The following is a 16,294-nucleotide window of genomic DNA, read 5'->3' on the forward strand; positions in this document are numbered from 1 at the left end:
AGAGAAAAATGAAACGTTATCACTTTTTGTCTTCTAAAAATTCATATGTATATTTGCTATAGACTTAAAAAGGCATTCCCAAAAGTGGGATATACTTCAAAAGTATGTTTGCTTTATTTGCATATGCCTTCATTTAACGTTTTATCATGAAATTCGCGAGCCAACTTGAAAATTATAAGACAAGAATGGAGCAATGGAAAGACAATTAATGAGAATTATTTCTGGAAATTTTATTATCATACAATATTAAAAAAAGTGAGCCCACAAGAGTCCCACTTTTTAATATGATTGGTCTATTTTGTTGAATCATTGACAAACGCTTTTGATATAGCCTTACCAATTACAGCAATCGTACGATTAACCTCTTCCTCAGTATTACCAATTCCACCAATCTCAATAATCATCATTTGCTTTGCTAAATCCTGATTGTATCGCCCATCAACCCCATCACCACTTTTAGAAATAACCCCTTTAGAAATTTTTGGAACGATGGCGTTTAGTGTGGATGATAAACTTTCAGCATAGGCTGTATTCCAGCGGTAATTAGCATGCTCTGCCCCAACAACAATAGCGATTTTCGCATAATTTTCCCCATTATATGAGATCGTTGTAAGATCATGTTTTAATGAGTCACGATGTAAATCAACTATTAGATCATAACTATTTGTCTCTAAATGCTTACTTAAATATGGCCTCATCACATTATAAGATTCATGATAGCCTTTACCCTCTTCTTGTAATTTCTTCATAATATCTACATCAAGAACATCCGTCTTTAAACCATTTACATTAAAATGATTCACAATCTTATCCTTCAGGCTCATAATATTGACCGTTTCATGAGAAGTCACTACCTTACCACTCACTGCTTTCACCATGGGTTCATATGCTTCATGCGTATGGGTAAATAACACTAACACTTTAAATGGGTCCGGGTCTAGGGCTTGATCTGGTTCAGGTTCTTTCGTTTGTTCCAGTACACTTTGTTCAGCTAAATTGGTAGCAGCAAACACGACTTGCTTATCTTCTGATTGTTTGATCGGAGTCGATGCTTGCTTGTTGAACGGAAGTTGCCCAGCAATGACAGGTAATACGAAAAAGAACAATAATATACCAAATGACCATTGTAGTTTTTTTAGCAAAGTCACACCCTCCTCCCCATATCGTATGGAGGGGGGATGTTAATTAGAACGAAAATAAATTTCTTGTTTTACGCATAAATAAGCGTGTTTTAGAAGGACTACTCTAAGCGTTTTTTCTTCATTATTTTATAAATCACTTGCCCAATCCATAAGCATAGAAGCCACTAATTTTGCATAGCGATCAATCCAATAGTCTGCTTCTTTTGGTGTAACCATCAATTGTGTGTGGGAGCCAGCGAAGGTTTCCTCAAACAGCTGCTGCCGCTCCTCCTTCGTCCATGTCGCCCATTCTCCAAATATAGGTTGTACTAATGTCATATCCAGTTCCTTGTTGATATCTGGTTGCCATGAGGATAATGAAAGCTTCGATGACGGTTTACTGCGTTCAGCCACACGAGCAGCTATCGAACGGAGCATAGTTTCTACCGCATCTGCAATTAGGACAGGTGCATCTACTACGGTAGGGATCCCTATTGCTGTTACGGGAATGCCAAGCATCTCATAGGAAATCTCTTGCCGTTGATTACCTACTCCTGAACCTGGATGTATGCCTGTATCTGTTAATTGAATCGTTTTACAGAGTCGATTACTCGCTCTTGTAGCAAGTGCATCTACTACAATGATTAATTTCGGTTGCAGACGTTCAGCAATAGCAGCCACAAACTCACCTGTTTCGTAGCCTGTTTGTCCTGTTACACCAGGAGCATACATAACGAATTTTTCATCAATGACATCTAAACTATGCAAATGGTCAATTAAATAGGGACCTATTGCATCGGGTGTAATAGTGCGATTTCCTAAACCGACTATTAAAATTTTATCGTCTTCTTGCCAAGAAATTGCGTCATGCATTTTTTTGAAATTTACAAGCAATTCTTGTTCGAGTTGTGCAAAGCCTTCTTGATCTTCTAATGTTAGTGTCGGGACAGAAAGGGTAATATACTGCCCTTCCTTTTTACCAATTTGCTTTTCCCCTTCAGCGTCTACAAGAACATCTGTAATTTTTACTCTACCAGCATTCCGATCTTCAATTTGAATGCCACTTGATTGTTCAAGCTTTTCTTTTTGCTCTTTGGTCTGATGGACAACTACCTCTTCTGATTCATCAATTAAATCTGTTCTTTGCCAATTAAAATTTTGCATACAGTTCACCTCAAGCTGTAGTTTGTTCAAACTGTCAAGTAAATATTCTTTGCATTTATCTATTGCAATTTGGCCAAGCGTTTGTTAAAATGATTTTTGTTGTATTGACACAAGAAATCAATGAGAAGATATCATCTCGTACCTAATTTAGGAGGTGAAATATATGCCAAACATTAAATCTGCGATTAAACGCGTAAAAGTTAACGAAAAAGCTAACATTGCTAATTCTCAAGCTAAATCTGCAATGCGTACTACAGTGAAAAAAGCTGAAAACGCTGTTGCTGCTAACGCTGAAAACAAACAAGAACTTTTACAAGCAGCTTTCAAATCTTTAGATAAAGCAGCTTCAAAAGGACTTATCCACAAAAACGCGGCGGCTCGTAAAAAGTCTCGCCTTGCTAAAAAAGCGTAATTGTTTAAAGGATCAGATACTCTATTAGGAGTAGCTGATCTTTTTAATTTTATAGAGAACATAGAAAGCTGCCCTTATTGGACAGCTTTCTTTTCCTATAGTTGGCGCAATAAAAATAGCTCTAGATAGCGCTCTCGATTTCCACCAGACGATTTAAGCTGTAAATCAACCTCTGCTAATTGATATAATGCCCGGAGCAAATTTTCTTCTGAAGGCCGATGCCGTTGCTCAATCATAAGTTTGACGCGATACGGATGAATTTTTAGATTTTTAGCAATTTGTTGAGGGTGATAACCTTTTTTCAATAAATAAAAAACATTTGACATGGTACGAACATTGGATGCTAGCAAGCCCACTAACATAATAGGTTCTTGTTTTTGTCGCAATAAATCATGATAGATGGACAAGGCTCCGACAGAGTCATTTGCCAAGTATGCGTTAAGCATTTTAAAGGCATCTTGCTCTAATGTCTTTGCCACCAAATCCTCCACTAAAGAAGTTGTAATTTCGCCCCCACCACCTAAATAAAGGGTTAGCTTGTCAATTTCCATCTGTAATTGTAGCATGTTGGCTCCGACCATCGTAACAAGCAATTCAATAGCATCTTGTGTAATGCTATTACCTTGTGTTTTGACAATGCCTTGAATCCATACGGCTAAATCCTGCTCTTTTGGTGTTTCTGCTTGTACAAATAATGCATGCTCTTTCATCATTTTAGTCACTTTTTTGCGTTCATCCAATTTTTCATAAGGGGCAATAAAAACCGTTACGGAAAAATCAGAAGGATTCGACAACCATGTTTCCAATCGTTTCACATCATGATCGATTTTTTCCTTCCCTTTCTCGGTTGCCTTTAAAAACGAAGCATTTTTAGCAATAATAAGCTTACGTTCTGAGAAAAAAGGAATGGTATCTGCTTCATCCATGACCACATCTACTGGTACTTCTTCTAAATCAAATGTGGTCATCTCCAGCTCTTCTTCTGGACCCATTGCCTCTTTTAAACGTTTAATGGTTTCATCTATAAAATAGCTTTCTTCACCAACAAGCAAATATACTGGTGCAAGCTCACCTTTTTTTATTGTATTCCAAACCGTTGAAATCATAATTTCCCCTCCATCTAGCAATACTATTAGTATACATGATTTCATAGTCCTTTGTGTCTTTGACCGAATTGTGTCGATTCCTTTCCAGACGGGGAAATCACCTTTTCGATATAGCTTTTATGACCATGTTGTCTTATAATAAATAACAGAATTGGAGGGATAACAATGAATCCATTTGAAGGAAAAAACATACAATGTCGACGTAACGATGCCATCGATTCTGGTGTTGGCTTCGGTGTATCATTTGGCGTTTTCACGCTTATGTTTATTATTGCAACTATAGTAGAATTTGTATCACAGTAATTGGACTTATGCAGGAAAAGGGCCTTGGTCATTGGACAAGGCCCTTTTCCTTTCCGTTAACGGACCAGCGATTATCACGAATACTTATTTCGATTGATCCATTCACCCCTGTTGTCCATGTCACTAAATGTCTACTGACAAATCGTTGTACTACTTCTTCATGTGGATGACCATAACGATTATGGAGACCTGCACTAAAAACCGTTAATTGGGGCTGTAGCAGCTCGACAAAGGCTTCTGTGCTCGATGTCTTACTCCCATGATGCCCTGCCTTTAGTAATGTGAGATTGGCCAATAAAGGTCCATAACGATTGATCAGCTGTTGTTCGCCATATTGCTCCAAATCCCCTGTAAATAACGCTGTAAACGCCTTTTGCTGCATGTACAGGACAAGAGAATCATCATTTCCCTCATAAATGGCGTCATCAGGCCATAAGTAATAAAAATATGCTTCCCCTACATGCCACGAAGTCCCCTTCATTTTTTCTTTAATAGGAATATGTCGCTTATTGGCTTCTCGTAATAAATCATGCATTAAAGGCTCATACAATGAACCAGGTGTAACGTGTATTTCCTTCATGTTAATCTCTTGTAATACTTCCTCTGCTCCCTCAATATGATCTGCGTCCGCATGAGAAGCAATAAAAATATCGATAGTACGTATACCCTTGCCTTTTAAAAATGGGACGACAACTTGCTTCCCTACCTTATAAGGACTATCTGCTTTCTTCCACAATTCCTGCTCAAAGCGCAATACTCCACCTGTATCTATAACATAGACAGCCCGTCTAAAAGGCAATTCAATGATAATACTGTCTCCTTGTCCTACATTTAAAAAGGTAATCTTTGTTTCGTTATACAACATGGGTGCCAAATGAATCCAAATAGCAGGGATGACAAGGACCAAAATAGCTTTCCTGAATTGTTTTATTTCCAAATAATAGAGGCTCACTAAAACACTTAACATCGCCACGCAGCTCAGCCAAATTGATGGTTTGCCTGGTGTCCATAATTGCCAAGGAAGCTCTTGCATAGAAAAGGTTATTTCGGTCAGCCATTTACGCAGTGGTTCATAGCCAGCAAATAGGACATTAGCAAGTGGTAAAGAAAGATAAGTTAGTACAAAGGCTATCAAGTTAAAGGGTAATATAACAAAGGAAAACAGTGGAACAAAAACAATATTGACAAAAAACGAGGATAAAGATAATTCATAAAAATGATGGAGTAATAGTGGGTAAACGAGCAGTTGGCACACGAATGTGATAAAAAAAGAACGACCTAGCCAAGTTCTTGTCTGCTTAAAAATAATACCAGAATAAAGAAGACTAACGGTTGCTAAATAGGATAGCTGGAAACCAATCTGGAAAATAACACCTGGCTCAAGCAAAACAAAGCCTATAAAGCTAATAGCTAATGCATCATCGATCGAAAGAACCCACTTAAAAAAGCGCAGTAACATCATCAACTCTACTACAGAAACAGCACGCCATACGGAAGGTGCTCCACCTGCAATAACTCCATAAATCGGTAAGAGGATCAATAGCACGACAGTAGCCATTTCCTTGCGAACTCTGATTCTCAGTAATCCTTCAAAAAAGAACCAAGACATCAGCGCGACATGTAGCCCAGAAATCGCAAATAAATGGGTAATACCGAGCTTTTGATAGGCACGCTGCAGTTCATCCTCCATCTGATCTTGCACCCCTATTAAAAGTGCTTGAGCCTCTGCTACAAGTGATTTAGGAAAAGTTCTCTCTATATGCTTTTTCATATTGTGTCTTACTTCGGCAAGAATAGTGAAGATGGAGGTTCGTTTTCCTATATAGTTCCAATTTGCGATTTCAACGACGCCTGTTGCTCCTTTGCTCGTTAAATAGGTTGACATGGAAAAAGCATAAGCATGTGCAGCTAGAGAGGGAGTCACAAGTTCACCTTTTGCAGAATACGTCATTCCAGTTAATGAGGTGTTTTCATAAAAATTTTTCTCTTGTTCCGAAGAAAAGGTATAAACCACGTAAAGTTTTTCACCATTTGTTGTTGTAGCAAACCCACGGAGTTTTTGCCCATTTATTTTATAGTCATTTGACCAAGTTATAGGGAAGGTTGACGGTAAAGGAGAAGGTTCCGTCAGATGATTGATAGAAAGGAAAAAATAAGTTAGTAGACCACTTGTTAGTACAAAAATTGCAAGAAAACGTGACTCACCTTTTATGGTGAGCCACAGGGCTAGTAGCAATAAAAAAATGAGTAGCCATACTGATTTGTATATCGCCATAGCAGCTATCAGTACAGCAAGAGCTACCATAATCCATCTATGCTTTAAAGCTTGATGCCAAATAATGCACTCACCTTCTGTTCATATGGGAGCAATTTTTCAGCAGAAACCCCACTCTCGCGAAGCTCGTGCAGCATTTCTGTATACAAAGCTAGCTTGTCATCTCGTAAAAAATCAATTTTACGTTCATCAAAGGGTACATGAACTACTTCCACTCCAGCTTTTGCAAATAACTCCTGTGCATAGGGATTATTTTTATAATCCGTTGCATAATACACACGTTCTATGCCAGCTTGAATGATAGATTTTGTACATGGTAAACATGGGAAATGTGTTACATACAAATCAGCACCTTTTGTCGGTGTTCCATATTTAGCACATTGCAGTAAGGCATTCATTTCAGCATGCACGGTACGGACGCAATGATTATCAACCACATAGCATCCTTTTTCGATACAATGCTCGTCCCCTGTAATGGAACCGTTATAACCACCTGCAATGATGCGTTTGTCCCGTACAACAGTTGCTCCTACAGCTAGTCTTGTACATGTACTGCGTAATGCGAGTAAATGGCTTTGTGCCATAAAAAATTGATCCCAAGTAATTCGCTCCATATGACTACCTCCAAAAATTGTCTAACAAATTAACTTTCTCTTGCTTTTCTACTATAGTGTAGCCCTTTTAGAAAAGGGGCGTCAATATACCATCTTGTAAAAGCATTACTTTACGGTAATTGCATCCTTTAGCTTCTCAAATGTTTTATCACCAATACCACTAACATTTTTTAAGTCATCTATGGTTTGAAACTGCCCATTTTCCTCTCGATACGTTAGGATACTTTGTGCTTTAGAAGGACCGATTCCTGGCAATGTTGCTAACGTTGCTACATCAGCTTTATTAATATTAATCTTTTGCTCCTTATTCGTCTCAGTAGGTAGCGTTAACAGAGAAGAGGCTCCTTCCTCTAGCTGTTCGCCCTTGATAGGAATATAGATTACCATTTCATCCTGTACCTTTTGGGCATGATTGATAAATTGTGTGTCAGCGTTCTCTGTATAGCCTCCAGCAAGCTGTACAACATCTTTTATACGTTGGTCTTGCTCAAGTTCATAAACGCCTGGATACATTACCGCACCCTTTATTTCCACAAATAGCTGCTGCATAACCGCTTCCTCAGCAGATTCACTCAAATTTTTTTCTTCAATAGGTTGGATTGTTTCGATGAGCTCTTCTTGGGGAGGTGAAGAGTCAGAACTCGAAAAATAGAAGTAACAAAGTCCACTGACGACTAGTATGCTGGGGAATAACATACTTTTTTTGTACTTTTGCCATAAACATTGTAGCACAGTACCATCCTTTCCTTGCGAAAGGTCATCATATGGAGTTATATATATCTTACACTATGGATGGGTGGTTGAAAATGATAAAAAATCGTCAGGAGTTTAGATTTTTTATCCTTCTATACAGGTTTTATCCGACAATTTAGCCTCTTTATCCGCCTATTCAAGTTTTCTATCCGCTACTTTAACCTTTCTATCCATCAAAAAAGCCACACTGCCAATTACACAGTGTAGCTCCCTTTTCTTTATTTCACTGCACGAATAAAAATGCGTTCACTTTCCTCATCAGGTGCCTCATCTGTAAAGTCTGCTGTAATTTCCACATGACTAAAACCGATGGCACGCAACCAAGCCATATACTGCTCGATAGTGTAAGTACGTTGCACGTGCTCCTCATCAAAGCGTTCATATAATTCACTTGCGTCATCTCGTACATAAAAGGTCATTTGATGAATAACCGAATGTTCAAAGTCGGCAGGCTCCGTATGCCATATATAACTAATGTCACCATCATCATATGTGAACGGACCATCTAAAAAAATCTCATTCATTTTAAATAACGAATGAACATCAAAAAACAGCTGACCTCCATCACGCAACGCCGTATAGATACGTTCTAATGTCGTATAAACAGAGTGCTCCTCTACCACATAATTCAAGGAATCAATTGTGATTGTGACAACATCGATTTCCTCAAAGCCATCTAGTTCGACCATAGACATACAGTATAATGGTGCATGGTAGCCTGCACCAGCAAAGCGTTCTGCGGCAATGGACAGCATCTCTTCTGATAAATCGATTCCACTGACTTGATAACCAGACTTTGCAAATAACAAGCTAAGTACACCAGTGCCACAACCAATATCCAACAGTTTTGGGTACTGGCTGCTTGGTGCATGCTGTACAACCCAATCTACATAAAGATTGTAAGGAATATCCGTTTGCAGCTCATCATAGACATGAGCAAAGCGTTCGTAACTCACTTAGGCCTCTGGCATGTCTAGTTGCGGTGCATCGCCCCAAAGACGCTCTAAATTATAATAAGCACGCTCATCCTTATGGAATACATGTGCCACAACATCGCCTAGGTCAACTAGTACCCAACGAGCTCCATCAAATCCTTCGACACGGCGAATTTCATAGCCTTGTTGTTCAGCTACATCCTGTAATTCGCGTGCAATGGCTTGCACTTGGCGATCTGAGTTACCATGAGCAATGATAAAATAATCTGCTAAAAGGGAAATTCCTTGCATATTTAAAACGACAATATCCTCACCATGTTTGTCGTCAATTGCTTTGTACGCTGCTTGTAATAAAGTTGAAGTCATCCTTCACTATCCTCTCTGTTCATCATATCGTTATAACATTCTATAGATAAAGGATAAATCGGCTGCTTTGTGTCAATTAAAAATGCCAAAGTATGGCGTACACATGCACTCATCGCCTTATCCAAATTTTTTTGTGCTTTTTTGCGCAGACGATCAACTCCATCAAATCGACGGTTCGGTTCAATCATATCTGCGACAAAAATAATTTTTTCTAAACGGCTCATATTAGCCCGCCCAGTTGTATGGAAACGAATAGCATTCAACAGCTCTTCGTCTGTGATACCAAACTCACTTTGTGCTATATATGCACCTACTGGACCATGTAGTAATTCACTACCCCATCCAATCAGTCTTTCATCTAATTTTTCATCACGAACGATATTTTCCATCCACTCAATATCAGCATATTTAGCAATATCATGGAGGATAGCTGCTGTTTCAGCTTTTTTTACGTCCTCGCCATATTTATGAGCTAGGTTGATGGCCGTTTCCATCACTCCGACTGTATGAATATAACGTTTTTCAGGCATTCTTGGCTTAATCGCCGCTAAATACTGTTCGCGTTCCATAAAGACCTTCCTCTCGTATGAACGTCTCTACAGCTTCTGGTAGTAGAAATGTCACCGTTCCTCCTGTAGCCAGGCGTTCACGAATCAGTGTGGACGATAAATCGATTTGAGGTATTTCCACCATACGTATAGGGTACTCTGTTGCCGCGGCTGTCCCTGGACGCTTTACTCCGACAAACTGAACAAGTTTCACTAAATCATCTATACAATGCCATGTATGTAGCGAATCAATCATATCGCCACCGATGATAAAGTAAAATTTCACATTCGGCTCTCTTCTACACAATGCAGAAAGTGTCTCATAGGAATAGGATACGCCACCCTTCTCAAGCTCATACGACTCTACTGAAAAATAAGGAAATGGACGAATCGCACGTTTTACCATTTCAAGTCGCTCAACATTACTAGCATCAAAACGTGCATGCTTATGTGGTGGGATGGCATTAGGCATAAAGCGGATTTCATCAAGTTCTAGCGCATGAAAAACTTCATTTGCCATTAAAAGATGACCCATATGTGGTGGGTTAAATGTACCTCCAAGTAAACCGACCCTTTTCATCGTCTCACCTTATTTCGTTACTTTTGGTAATACAATCTTTTTATGATTGCGGGACTCTTTATATAAAACAACTGTCAGACCGATTAATTGGACAAGCTCCGCATGAGCGCCTTTGGCTAATGCTTCAGCGACTTCATGTTTATCATCTTCACAGTTATCTAAAATACGTACTTTAATCAATTCACGTACTTCTAATGCCTCGCGAATTTGCTTTGTCATTTCATCATTAACGCCACCTTTTCCCACTTGGAAAATCGGTGTTAAATGGTGTGCTTCTGCACGTAAAAAACGTTTCTGTTTACCTGTTAACATAAAAATTAGTTTCCTCCTAATTGCGCCTTCAGTTGCGCAATCATTGAATTTGTATTTGGATAGTCTCCTAACCAGTGTTCAAAAGCGATGGCTCCTTGATGGACAAACATTCCTAAGCCAGTGATAATCGTTGCTCCTTTTTCTTCAGCCGCTTGTAAAAAAGGCGTCATTAATGGATTATACACAATATCCGCAACAATTGCTTCTTTCATCAGCCGATCTAATGAAAATGGCATTGAAAAATTACCCGTGGAAAGGCCAGCTGATGTCATTTGCACAATAATGCTGAAATCAGCTAGCGTTTCTTCCGCTTGTTGTAATGAAATGGCACTTCCCATACCCATTTCATCAATAATCATTTGTGCATTCGTCACCGTACGATTGGCGATGGTTACATGACGATAGCCTTGTTGCTGCATAGCAAAGGCAATGCCTCGAGCAGCACCTCCAGCACCAACAAGTAATACAGGCTTGTCTTTATGAGAAACCCCAACGGCTTCTTCAAGTGATCGAACAAATCCAATACCATCTGTATTATAGCCTTTTAGCTTTCCTTTTGTTGTTCGTACGACTGTATTCACTGCGCCCATTTTTTGTGCCAGCTCATCTAGCTCGTCTAGATACGGAATGATTGCTGTTTTATGAGGAATGGTCACGTTCCAGCCACTTGCCCCTAATGTCTTCAAACCAGCAACAGCAGATTCTAATTGATCAGGCGTTACATGTAAAGGAATATATGTCGCATCAATTGACATGTCCTCAAACCAAGCATTGTGCATGGCAGGTGATTTTGAATGTTCAATTGGATCACCCATAACTGCAAACCATTTCTTCATTTTTAGTCCCTCTCTCTACTATGTCCTCCATTTAGATCAGCGAAGGACGAATTGAAACTTGTACACCTTTTGGTGCGTAAGCTGCTACTACTACATTCGCATGTTGAACGGTAATCCAGCCAAGCCCAGAAAATACAACATCTGTTTTCGCTTCTTTGATGGAAAATTCGTGACGAACCAATGGCGGTAACTGGTCGATAAAGTCCGCAGTTGGGGGTGCCAATAATTCTCCTTTATGCTCTTCATATAACGCATCTGCCTTCTCAAGCTTTGTACGATGAATTGGTAAATCATTTGCCACATGGATTGTAAAGGCAGAACGGTCACCCTGAATAAAATCAAATCTTGCCAATGCACCAATAAATAGAGTTTGCCCTGCATTTTGTTGATAGACTTTCGGCTTAATTTCTTTTTTCGGCATAATATATTTTAATTCACTGGAATCAATATGATGAGCCATTTGATGATGATTAATAATACCTGGCGTATCATATAATGCACTACCATCATCCAATGGAATATCAATCATGTCTAAAGTAGTACCTGGGAAGTGTGAGGTTGTAATCACTTCACCCTCACCTGTTGCCTGCTTAATAATTCGGTTAATGAACGTAGATTTCCCAACATTTGTACAGCCAACAACATATACATTTTGTCCTTTACGATATTCATCGATGGCTTCCATTGCTTCTGCCATCCCTTTGCCTTTATGGGCACTGACTAATAGGACATCGACAGGCTGTAGTCCAAGAGCCTTTGCTTCACGTTTCAGCCAGTTGATAACTTTTTTGGGCTTCACTGACTTTGGTAATAAATCAGCTTTGTTGGCAATCAATAGGACAGGATTCTTCCCTACAAAACGATGAAGCCCTGGTAGCCAGCTTCCATTAAAATCAAATATATCAACAATTTTTACGATTAAGCCTTGCTGTGTACCAAGACCATTTAAAATACGTAAAAAATCGTCATCTGTTAACGAGACTGGTTGAATTTCATTGTAATTTTTCAAACGGAAGCAACGCTGGCAAATGACCACATCCTTTTCTAATGATGATGGGGGTGCATACCCAACTGCTGTTTTATCTTCTGTTTGAATTGTTGTACCACAGCCAATACAATTTGGCATTTCAATCATTCTTGTTCCTCCCAAGTTATAATTCCTTTTCGTTTCAAATCATTAAATACGCGACGTTCAATAAAACGATTCAATTTTGTTACAAGCCCATCTGATTGTGCAACAGGCTTCACGAGCACTGTGTGTAAGCCTAAGCGATTTGCTCCCATAACATCCGTAAGGAGTTGATCTCCTACCATTACTACTTCATTTGGACGCAAGCCTAGTTGAATCAGTGCATTATAAAAAGCATTACGAAGTGGCTTTTTCGCCTTGTGAATATAAGGGATACCTAACGGCTCAGCAAAATGCTTTACACGAGCTTCATTGTTGTTTGACGCAATAATAACACGAATACCTGATTCTTTCATAATGCGTAACCATATGATTAGCTCTTCTGTTGCATCTGGACGATCCCATTCAACAAGCGTATTATCTAAATCCGTAATGATTCCTCTAATCCCTAATTCCTGTAACTTTTCCGGCGTAATTTCAAAAATATTCGTCACAAATTCGTTCGGTAATAAAAAATTATACAAAATAGCGACCCCTAATCTTAACGTATTATTCGACCATTATAGCATATTTGCAAAGGCTTCACCCATTCGAATTGGGCTTCCTTTTACAACATTATCCGTAAATTTAATTGTATCCTTTTCAAACAGCATCACAACAGTAGAACCAAATGAGAAATAACCAACTTCTTGCCCTTTCTGCCATTTCGTTGTTGTATTGGTAAGCACAATGGAATTCACAAAGGTCGCACCTACTTTGATCAATGCAACATGCTGATTATTTGCTGTTTTCAGCTCAGTCACTAAACGATAATTATGAGAAATTGGTTTTTTACCGTATGTAAGACCTAACTGATTCACAGGATAAGATTTCTGACCAAGTGTATATTGTCGTAAGACTTCTCCATCTATCGGGCTATGGATACGATGGTAATCAGCCGGACTTAAATAAAAAACGATATAATGTCCGTCTGCATATTGTGCAGCTCGTTCTGTATTGCCAAGTAAATCTTGTAATGCATAAGGCTTACCCTTCACAAGAAATGTCATATCCCATTCAATACGTCCAAAGGACTCCACTTTTGCATCTACTGGGCTGGCATATACAGTTGGATTTTTTTCAATAGGGCGAGCTTCTTCAATAAGTTCTCTTGTAAAAAAATCATGTAAACACGAAAATTGTTGTTGTTTTTTTGAAACTTCTTCAAGGTTAATATCGTATAACTTCATGTAGCTTGGAATTATACGTTTACTCCACTTCGCTTTTGCAATTGTTTGCAAAAGATGGGAAGATTGCTTACCATTCGTTAGTTCTATCAAGCGTTGATATAGTTTTTCTTTCATACAGTAAAACCCCTATCCATTAATTTAGACTGTCAATTTTTTCGCATTCGAAGTATAATGGTACAATATCTTAAGTGCAAAGGAGTGATCCCCCTTGTTTTTTTATCACAAGTTGGTGGATACCACGGTTAAGAAAATGAAATCGCACGCAGCTAACTTCATAACAATTAGTAATATGTCCTTTGGAGGCGCGGCTATTATGGCCACTCTACATGAATACTATAGCTATAGTGTCTTGTTTATCTTTATAGCAGCTCTTCTTGATCGCTACGATGGTAAGGTAGCGAGAGCGCTCGGACAAGTGTCAGAATTAGGTAAACAATTAGATTCTATGAGTGATATTATATCATTTGGTGTGGCGCCTGCATTATTAATGTATGAAGTTGTTCTAGTTGATTTTGGTTTTGTCGGCATGATGATGGCCGTATTATTTATCGTCTGTGGCGCTATGCGTTTAGCTCGCTTCAATATTAGCGAAGCGAACGGTTATTTCACAGGTTTACCAATTACAGCCGCAGGTACGTTCTTAACTTTAACGTATTTCGCAGCTTATACGTTCCATCCGGCATTTTATCTTTTCCTTTTCCCCATTTTAGCTTTACTCATGATTAGTACATTTACGTTAAAAAAAGTGTAACAGCACATTTGCTGTTGCACTTTTTTCATTTCCCACTGCTTTTAAACATATACTGTCGAAAAATGGGGAAAGGATGAAATCATTCAATGAGCGGAATTTTTACATCGATGTTGCAGTTATGGCTTGAAATCCCTGCATTGCTTGGCTATTTAAAGGGGCAAACATTCCATAAACCCTTTTCAAAAGAAGAGGAAGCTGCTTGTATTGAACGATTTTTAGGTGGCGATGAGCAAGCACGTCTTGATCTAATAGAACGTAATATGAGGCTTGTCGCGCATGTCGTTAAAAAATTCCATCCAAAACATGAGCAACTCGATGATTATATTTCCATTGGAACAATTGGACTAATGAAAGCCGTTGAGAGCTATACCCCTGATAAAAAAACTCGACTTGCCACATATGCAGCTCGTTGCATTGAAAATGAGATTTTAATGCATCTACGCACCCAAAAGAAAGTGCAAAAAGACGTTTCGCTATTTGAGCCGATTGGAACTGATAAAGATGGGAACGCACTGCAAATTCGTGATTTACTTCAGTGTGATGAAGAAAGTGCCACAGAGAAGCTAGAGCATAAAGAGCATGTAGCACAACTATACCACTATTTGCATATGCTCGATGAACGTGAGCTCGAAATTGTGACACTCCGTTATGGATTAAATCAACAGGATGCACTTACGCAAAAGGAAATTGCAGCACGCTTAAATATTTCACGTAGCTATGTATCTCGCATTGAAAAACGGGCACTTATTAAACTCTATCAACTATATAAACGAGACCAAAAAACTATTGAATAATATATTGTAAAATGGTTATGAAAAAAATTCAATCCTTCAATGGCGGAAGAATATGCCTATTTTATGGCATATAAAAAGCTCCCCTGCAACATGACTATGTCGCAAGGGAGCTTTCCCGTCATACTAATGTGCTGATTCAGAGAGTTCTGCTGAAATCAACGTACCTATTAAAGTTGTAATAATGACTACACCTGCTGTTAAAAATAACATCATGAAAGCCTCCCATTCTATTATGAAGAGATTTATTAATGTCAGTGTAGCATTTGTTTTTTGTATTAACTGTGATTTTTCTCACAGAATAAACCACACATTTTGACCATTCTGTGTAGTTTATAGTGAGGAAATTGCTTTTAATACGACTTGTGTCGAATGTTTTGCAGCAACTGGTAAAAATTCATCGAAGCTAATATTCGATTCTTTACCTGCAATATCTGATAATGCACGAATGACTACAAAAGGTGTAGCAAATTGATAACAAACTTGTGCAACTGCGGCTGCTTCCATCTCTACAGCTTTCATTTGAGGGAAATGACGACGAACAGCCTCTACACGTTCAGGATCATTCATAAAAGCATCTCCAGAGCAAATTAAACCAACGCCATACTGGTGCTCTCCAACTGCCTTCACAGCCTCCTCAGCTACCTTCATCAATTTCTCATCTGATTTATAGGCTGCTGGCATACCAGCCATTTGTCCAATTTCATAGCCAAAGATTGTGACATCTACATCGTGGTGACGAACTTCATCAGAAATAACGACAGCGCCTACCTCAAGAGCTTCATCATATCCACCTGCAGAGCCTGTATTAATTACAACATCTGGTTTAAACTCATGTAAAAGAATTGTCGTAGACATAGCAGCATTTACTTTACCAATACCGCTTTTTAATAATACGACTTCCTTCCCTTCAAAAGTTCCTGTTGTATACTCACTACCCGCAATCGTTGTGCTGTGTGCATTGTCTAATGCTGCTCTTAGAAGCTCCACTTCCTCTTCCATTGCGCCAATTACTGCAATTTTCATGTACTGTTACTTCCCTTCTTTTATCAACTCTATTAAAAATAAT

At 38.8% G+C, this 16,294-nt stretch carries 20 protein-coding genes; 4 read left to right on the forward strand and 16 right to left on the reverse strand.

Annotation, left to right across the window (positions count from 1 at the left end):
* Positions 1-293 precede the first annotated feature (293 nt).
* Together spoIIP and gpr are read right to left on the reverse strand one after the other, a co-directional pair.
* Complete coding sequence (gene spoIIP, locus NP781_RS14525) at positions 294-1,148, reverse strand: stage II sporulation protein P (RefSeq protein ID WP_257520224.1); 855 nt, start codon at positions 1,146-1,148, stop codon at positions 294-296.
* Positions 1,149-1,268: 120 nt separating this feature from the next.
* Complete coding sequence (gene gpr, locus NP781_RS14530) at positions 1,269-2,285, reverse strand: GPR endopeptidase (protein ID WP_221680011.1); 1,017 nt, start codon at positions 2,283-2,285, stop codon at positions 1,269-1,271.
* 163 nt (positions 2,286-2,448) lie between these two features.
* Here gpr and rpsT point away from each other — a divergent pair, with 163 nt between their 5' ends.
* Positions 2,449-2,697 carry a 30S ribosomal protein S20 gene (gene rpsT / locus NP781_RS14535; RefSeq protein WP_004226906.1) on the forward strand — a complete coding sequence of 83 codons (249 nt, stop codon included), beginning with the start codon at positions 2,449-2,451 and terminating at the stop codon, positions 2,695-2,697.
* Between the two features lie 95 nt (positions 2,698-2,792).
* On the opposite strand, the gene holA is transcribed toward rpsT, so the two are convergent.
* Positions 2,793-3,803 (reverse strand): DNA polymerase III subunit delta, encoded by a 1,011-nt coding sequence (gene holA, locus NP781_RS14540; RefSeq protein WP_221680009.1) that lies wholly within the window; start codon positions 3,801-3,803, stop codon positions 2,793-2,795.
* A gap of 165 nt (positions 3,804-3,968) precedes the next feature.
* On the opposite strand from holA, the gene NP781_RS14545 reads away from it, so the two are divergent.
* Positions 3,969-4,106: a YqzM family protein gene (locus NP781_RS14545; RefSeq protein WP_004226902.1), complete on the forward strand. Its 138-nt coding sequence runs from the start codon at positions 3,969-3,971 to the stop codon at positions 4,104-4,106.
* 28 nt (positions 4,107-4,134) lie between these two features.
* On the opposite strand, the gene NP781_RS14550 is transcribed toward NP781_RS14545, so the two are convergent.
* From NP781_RS14550 to NP781_RS14605, 12 genes are all read right to left on the reverse strand, one after another.
* The gene (locus NP781_RS14550; RefSeq protein WP_257520225.1) at positions 4,135-6,411 is read right to left on the reverse strand and encodes a DNA internalization-related competence protein ComEC/Rec2; all 2,277 of its coding nucleotides are present in this window, start codon (positions 6,409-6,411) and stop codon (positions 4,135-4,137) included.
* 14 nt (positions 6,412-6,425) lie between these two features.
* Positions 6,426-6,995 carry a ComE operon protein 2 gene (locus NP781_RS14555; protein WP_004226897.1) on the reverse strand — a complete coding sequence of 190 codons (570 nt, stop codon included), beginning with the start codon at positions 6,993-6,995 and terminating at the stop codon, positions 6,426-6,428.
* Positions 6,996-7,100: 105 nt separating this feature from the next.
* On the reverse strand, positions 7,101-7,727 hold the full coding sequence (locus NP781_RS14560) for a helix-hairpin-helix domain-containing protein (protein ID WP_257520226.1): 627 nt from the start codon (positions 7,725-7,727) through the stop codon (positions 7,101-7,103).
* Positions 7,728-7,966: 239 nt separating this feature from the next.
* Positions 7,967-8,704: a class I SAM-dependent DNA methyltransferase gene (locus tag NP781_RS14565; RefSeq protein ID WP_221680003.1), complete on the reverse strand. Its 738-nt coding sequence runs from the start codon at positions 8,702-8,704 to the stop codon at positions 7,967-7,969.
* Complete coding sequence (gene rsfS / locus NP781_RS14570; protein ID WP_004226890.1) at positions 8,705-9,049, reverse strand: ribosome silencing factor; 345 nt, start codon at positions 9,047-9,049, stop codon at positions 8,705-8,707. It abuts the gene before it with no gap.
* A complete protein-coding gene (yqeK, locus tag NP781_RS14575) occupies positions 9,046-9,618 on the reverse strand; it encodes a bis(5'-nucleosyl)-tetraphosphatase (symmetrical) YqeK (protein ID WP_048392153.1) in 573 nt (190 codons plus the stop codon). Before yqeK ends, rsfS begins: the two co-directional genes overlap by 4 nt.
* Positions 9,587-10,177 carry a nicotinate-nucleotide adenylyltransferase gene (locus NP781_RS14580; protein ID WP_221679999.1) on the reverse strand — a complete coding sequence of 197 codons (591 nt, stop codon included), beginning with the start codon at positions 10,175-10,177 and terminating at the stop codon, positions 9,587-9,589. Before NP781_RS14580 ends, yqeK begins: the two co-directional genes overlap by 32 nt.
* Before the next feature lie 9 nt (positions 10,178-10,186).
* Positions 10,187-10,489, reverse strand: a complete 303-nt coding sequence (yhbY, locus tag NP781_RS14585) for a ribosome assembly RNA-binding protein YhbY (protein WP_004226882.1) — start codon at positions 10,487-10,489, stop codon at positions 10,187-10,189.
* A gap of 5 nt (positions 10,490-10,494) precedes the next feature.
* Positions 10,495-11,325: a shikimate dehydrogenase gene (gene aroE, locus NP781_RS14590; protein ID WP_257520227.1), complete on the reverse strand. Its 831-nt coding sequence runs from the start codon at positions 11,323-11,325 to the stop codon at positions 10,495-10,497.
* 31 nt (positions 11,326-11,356) lie between these two features.
* Positions 11,357-12,460 (reverse strand): ribosome biogenesis GTPase YqeH, encoded by a 1,104-nt coding sequence (gene yqeH / locus NP781_RS14595; RefSeq protein ID WP_004226877.1) that lies wholly within the window; start codon positions 12,458-12,460, stop codon positions 11,357-11,359.
* Positions 12,457-12,978 carry a YqeG family HAD IIIA-type phosphatase gene (locus NP781_RS14600; RefSeq protein WP_058844216.1) on the reverse strand — a complete coding sequence of 174 codons (522 nt, stop codon included), beginning with the start codon at positions 12,976-12,978 and terminating at the stop codon, positions 12,457-12,459. Before NP781_RS14600 ends, yqeH begins: the two co-directional genes overlap by 4 nt.
* A 36-nt stretch (positions 12,979-13,014) precedes the next feature.
* Positions 13,015-13,797 (reverse strand): phosphatidylserine decarboxylase, encoded by a 783-nt coding sequence (locus tag NP781_RS14605; RefSeq protein ID WP_221679993.1) that lies wholly within the window; start codon positions 13,795-13,797, stop codon positions 13,015-13,017.
* 199 nt (positions 13,798-13,996) lie between these two features.
* Between NP781_RS14605 and pssA the strand changes: the two genes are divergently transcribed.
* Positions 13,997-14,434 carry a CDP-diacylglycerol--serine O-phosphatidyltransferase gene (gene pssA / locus NP781_RS14610; RefSeq protein WP_004226869.1) on the forward strand — a complete coding sequence of 146 codons (438 nt, stop codon included), beginning with the start codon at positions 13,997-13,999 and terminating at the stop codon, positions 14,432-14,434.
* Between the two features lie 86 nt (positions 14,435-14,520).
* A complete protein-coding gene (gene sigK / locus NP781_RS14615; protein WP_004226867.1) occupies positions 14,521-15,228 on the forward strand; it encodes an RNA polymerase sporulation sigma factor SigK in 708 nt (235 codons plus the stop codon).
* A gap of 330 nt (positions 15,229-15,558) precedes the next feature.
* Here the strand turns inward: sigK and mtnN are convergent, their stop codons facing one another.
* The gene (gene mtnN / locus NP781_RS14620) at positions 15,559-16,251 is read right to left on the reverse strand and encodes a 5'-methylthioadenosine/S-adenosylhomocysteine nucleosidase (RefSeq protein WP_257520228.1); all 693 of its coding nucleotides are present in this window, start codon (positions 16,249-16,251) and stop codon (positions 15,559-15,561) included.
* Positions 16,252-16,294: the final 43 nt, after the last annotated feature.

The organism is Lysinibacillus sp. FN11 (genome assembly GCF_024628845.1).
In the GTDB taxonomy this organism is placed as follows: Bacteria; Bacillota; Bacilli; order Bacillales_A; family Planococcaceae; genus Lysinibacillus; species Lysinibacillus capsici.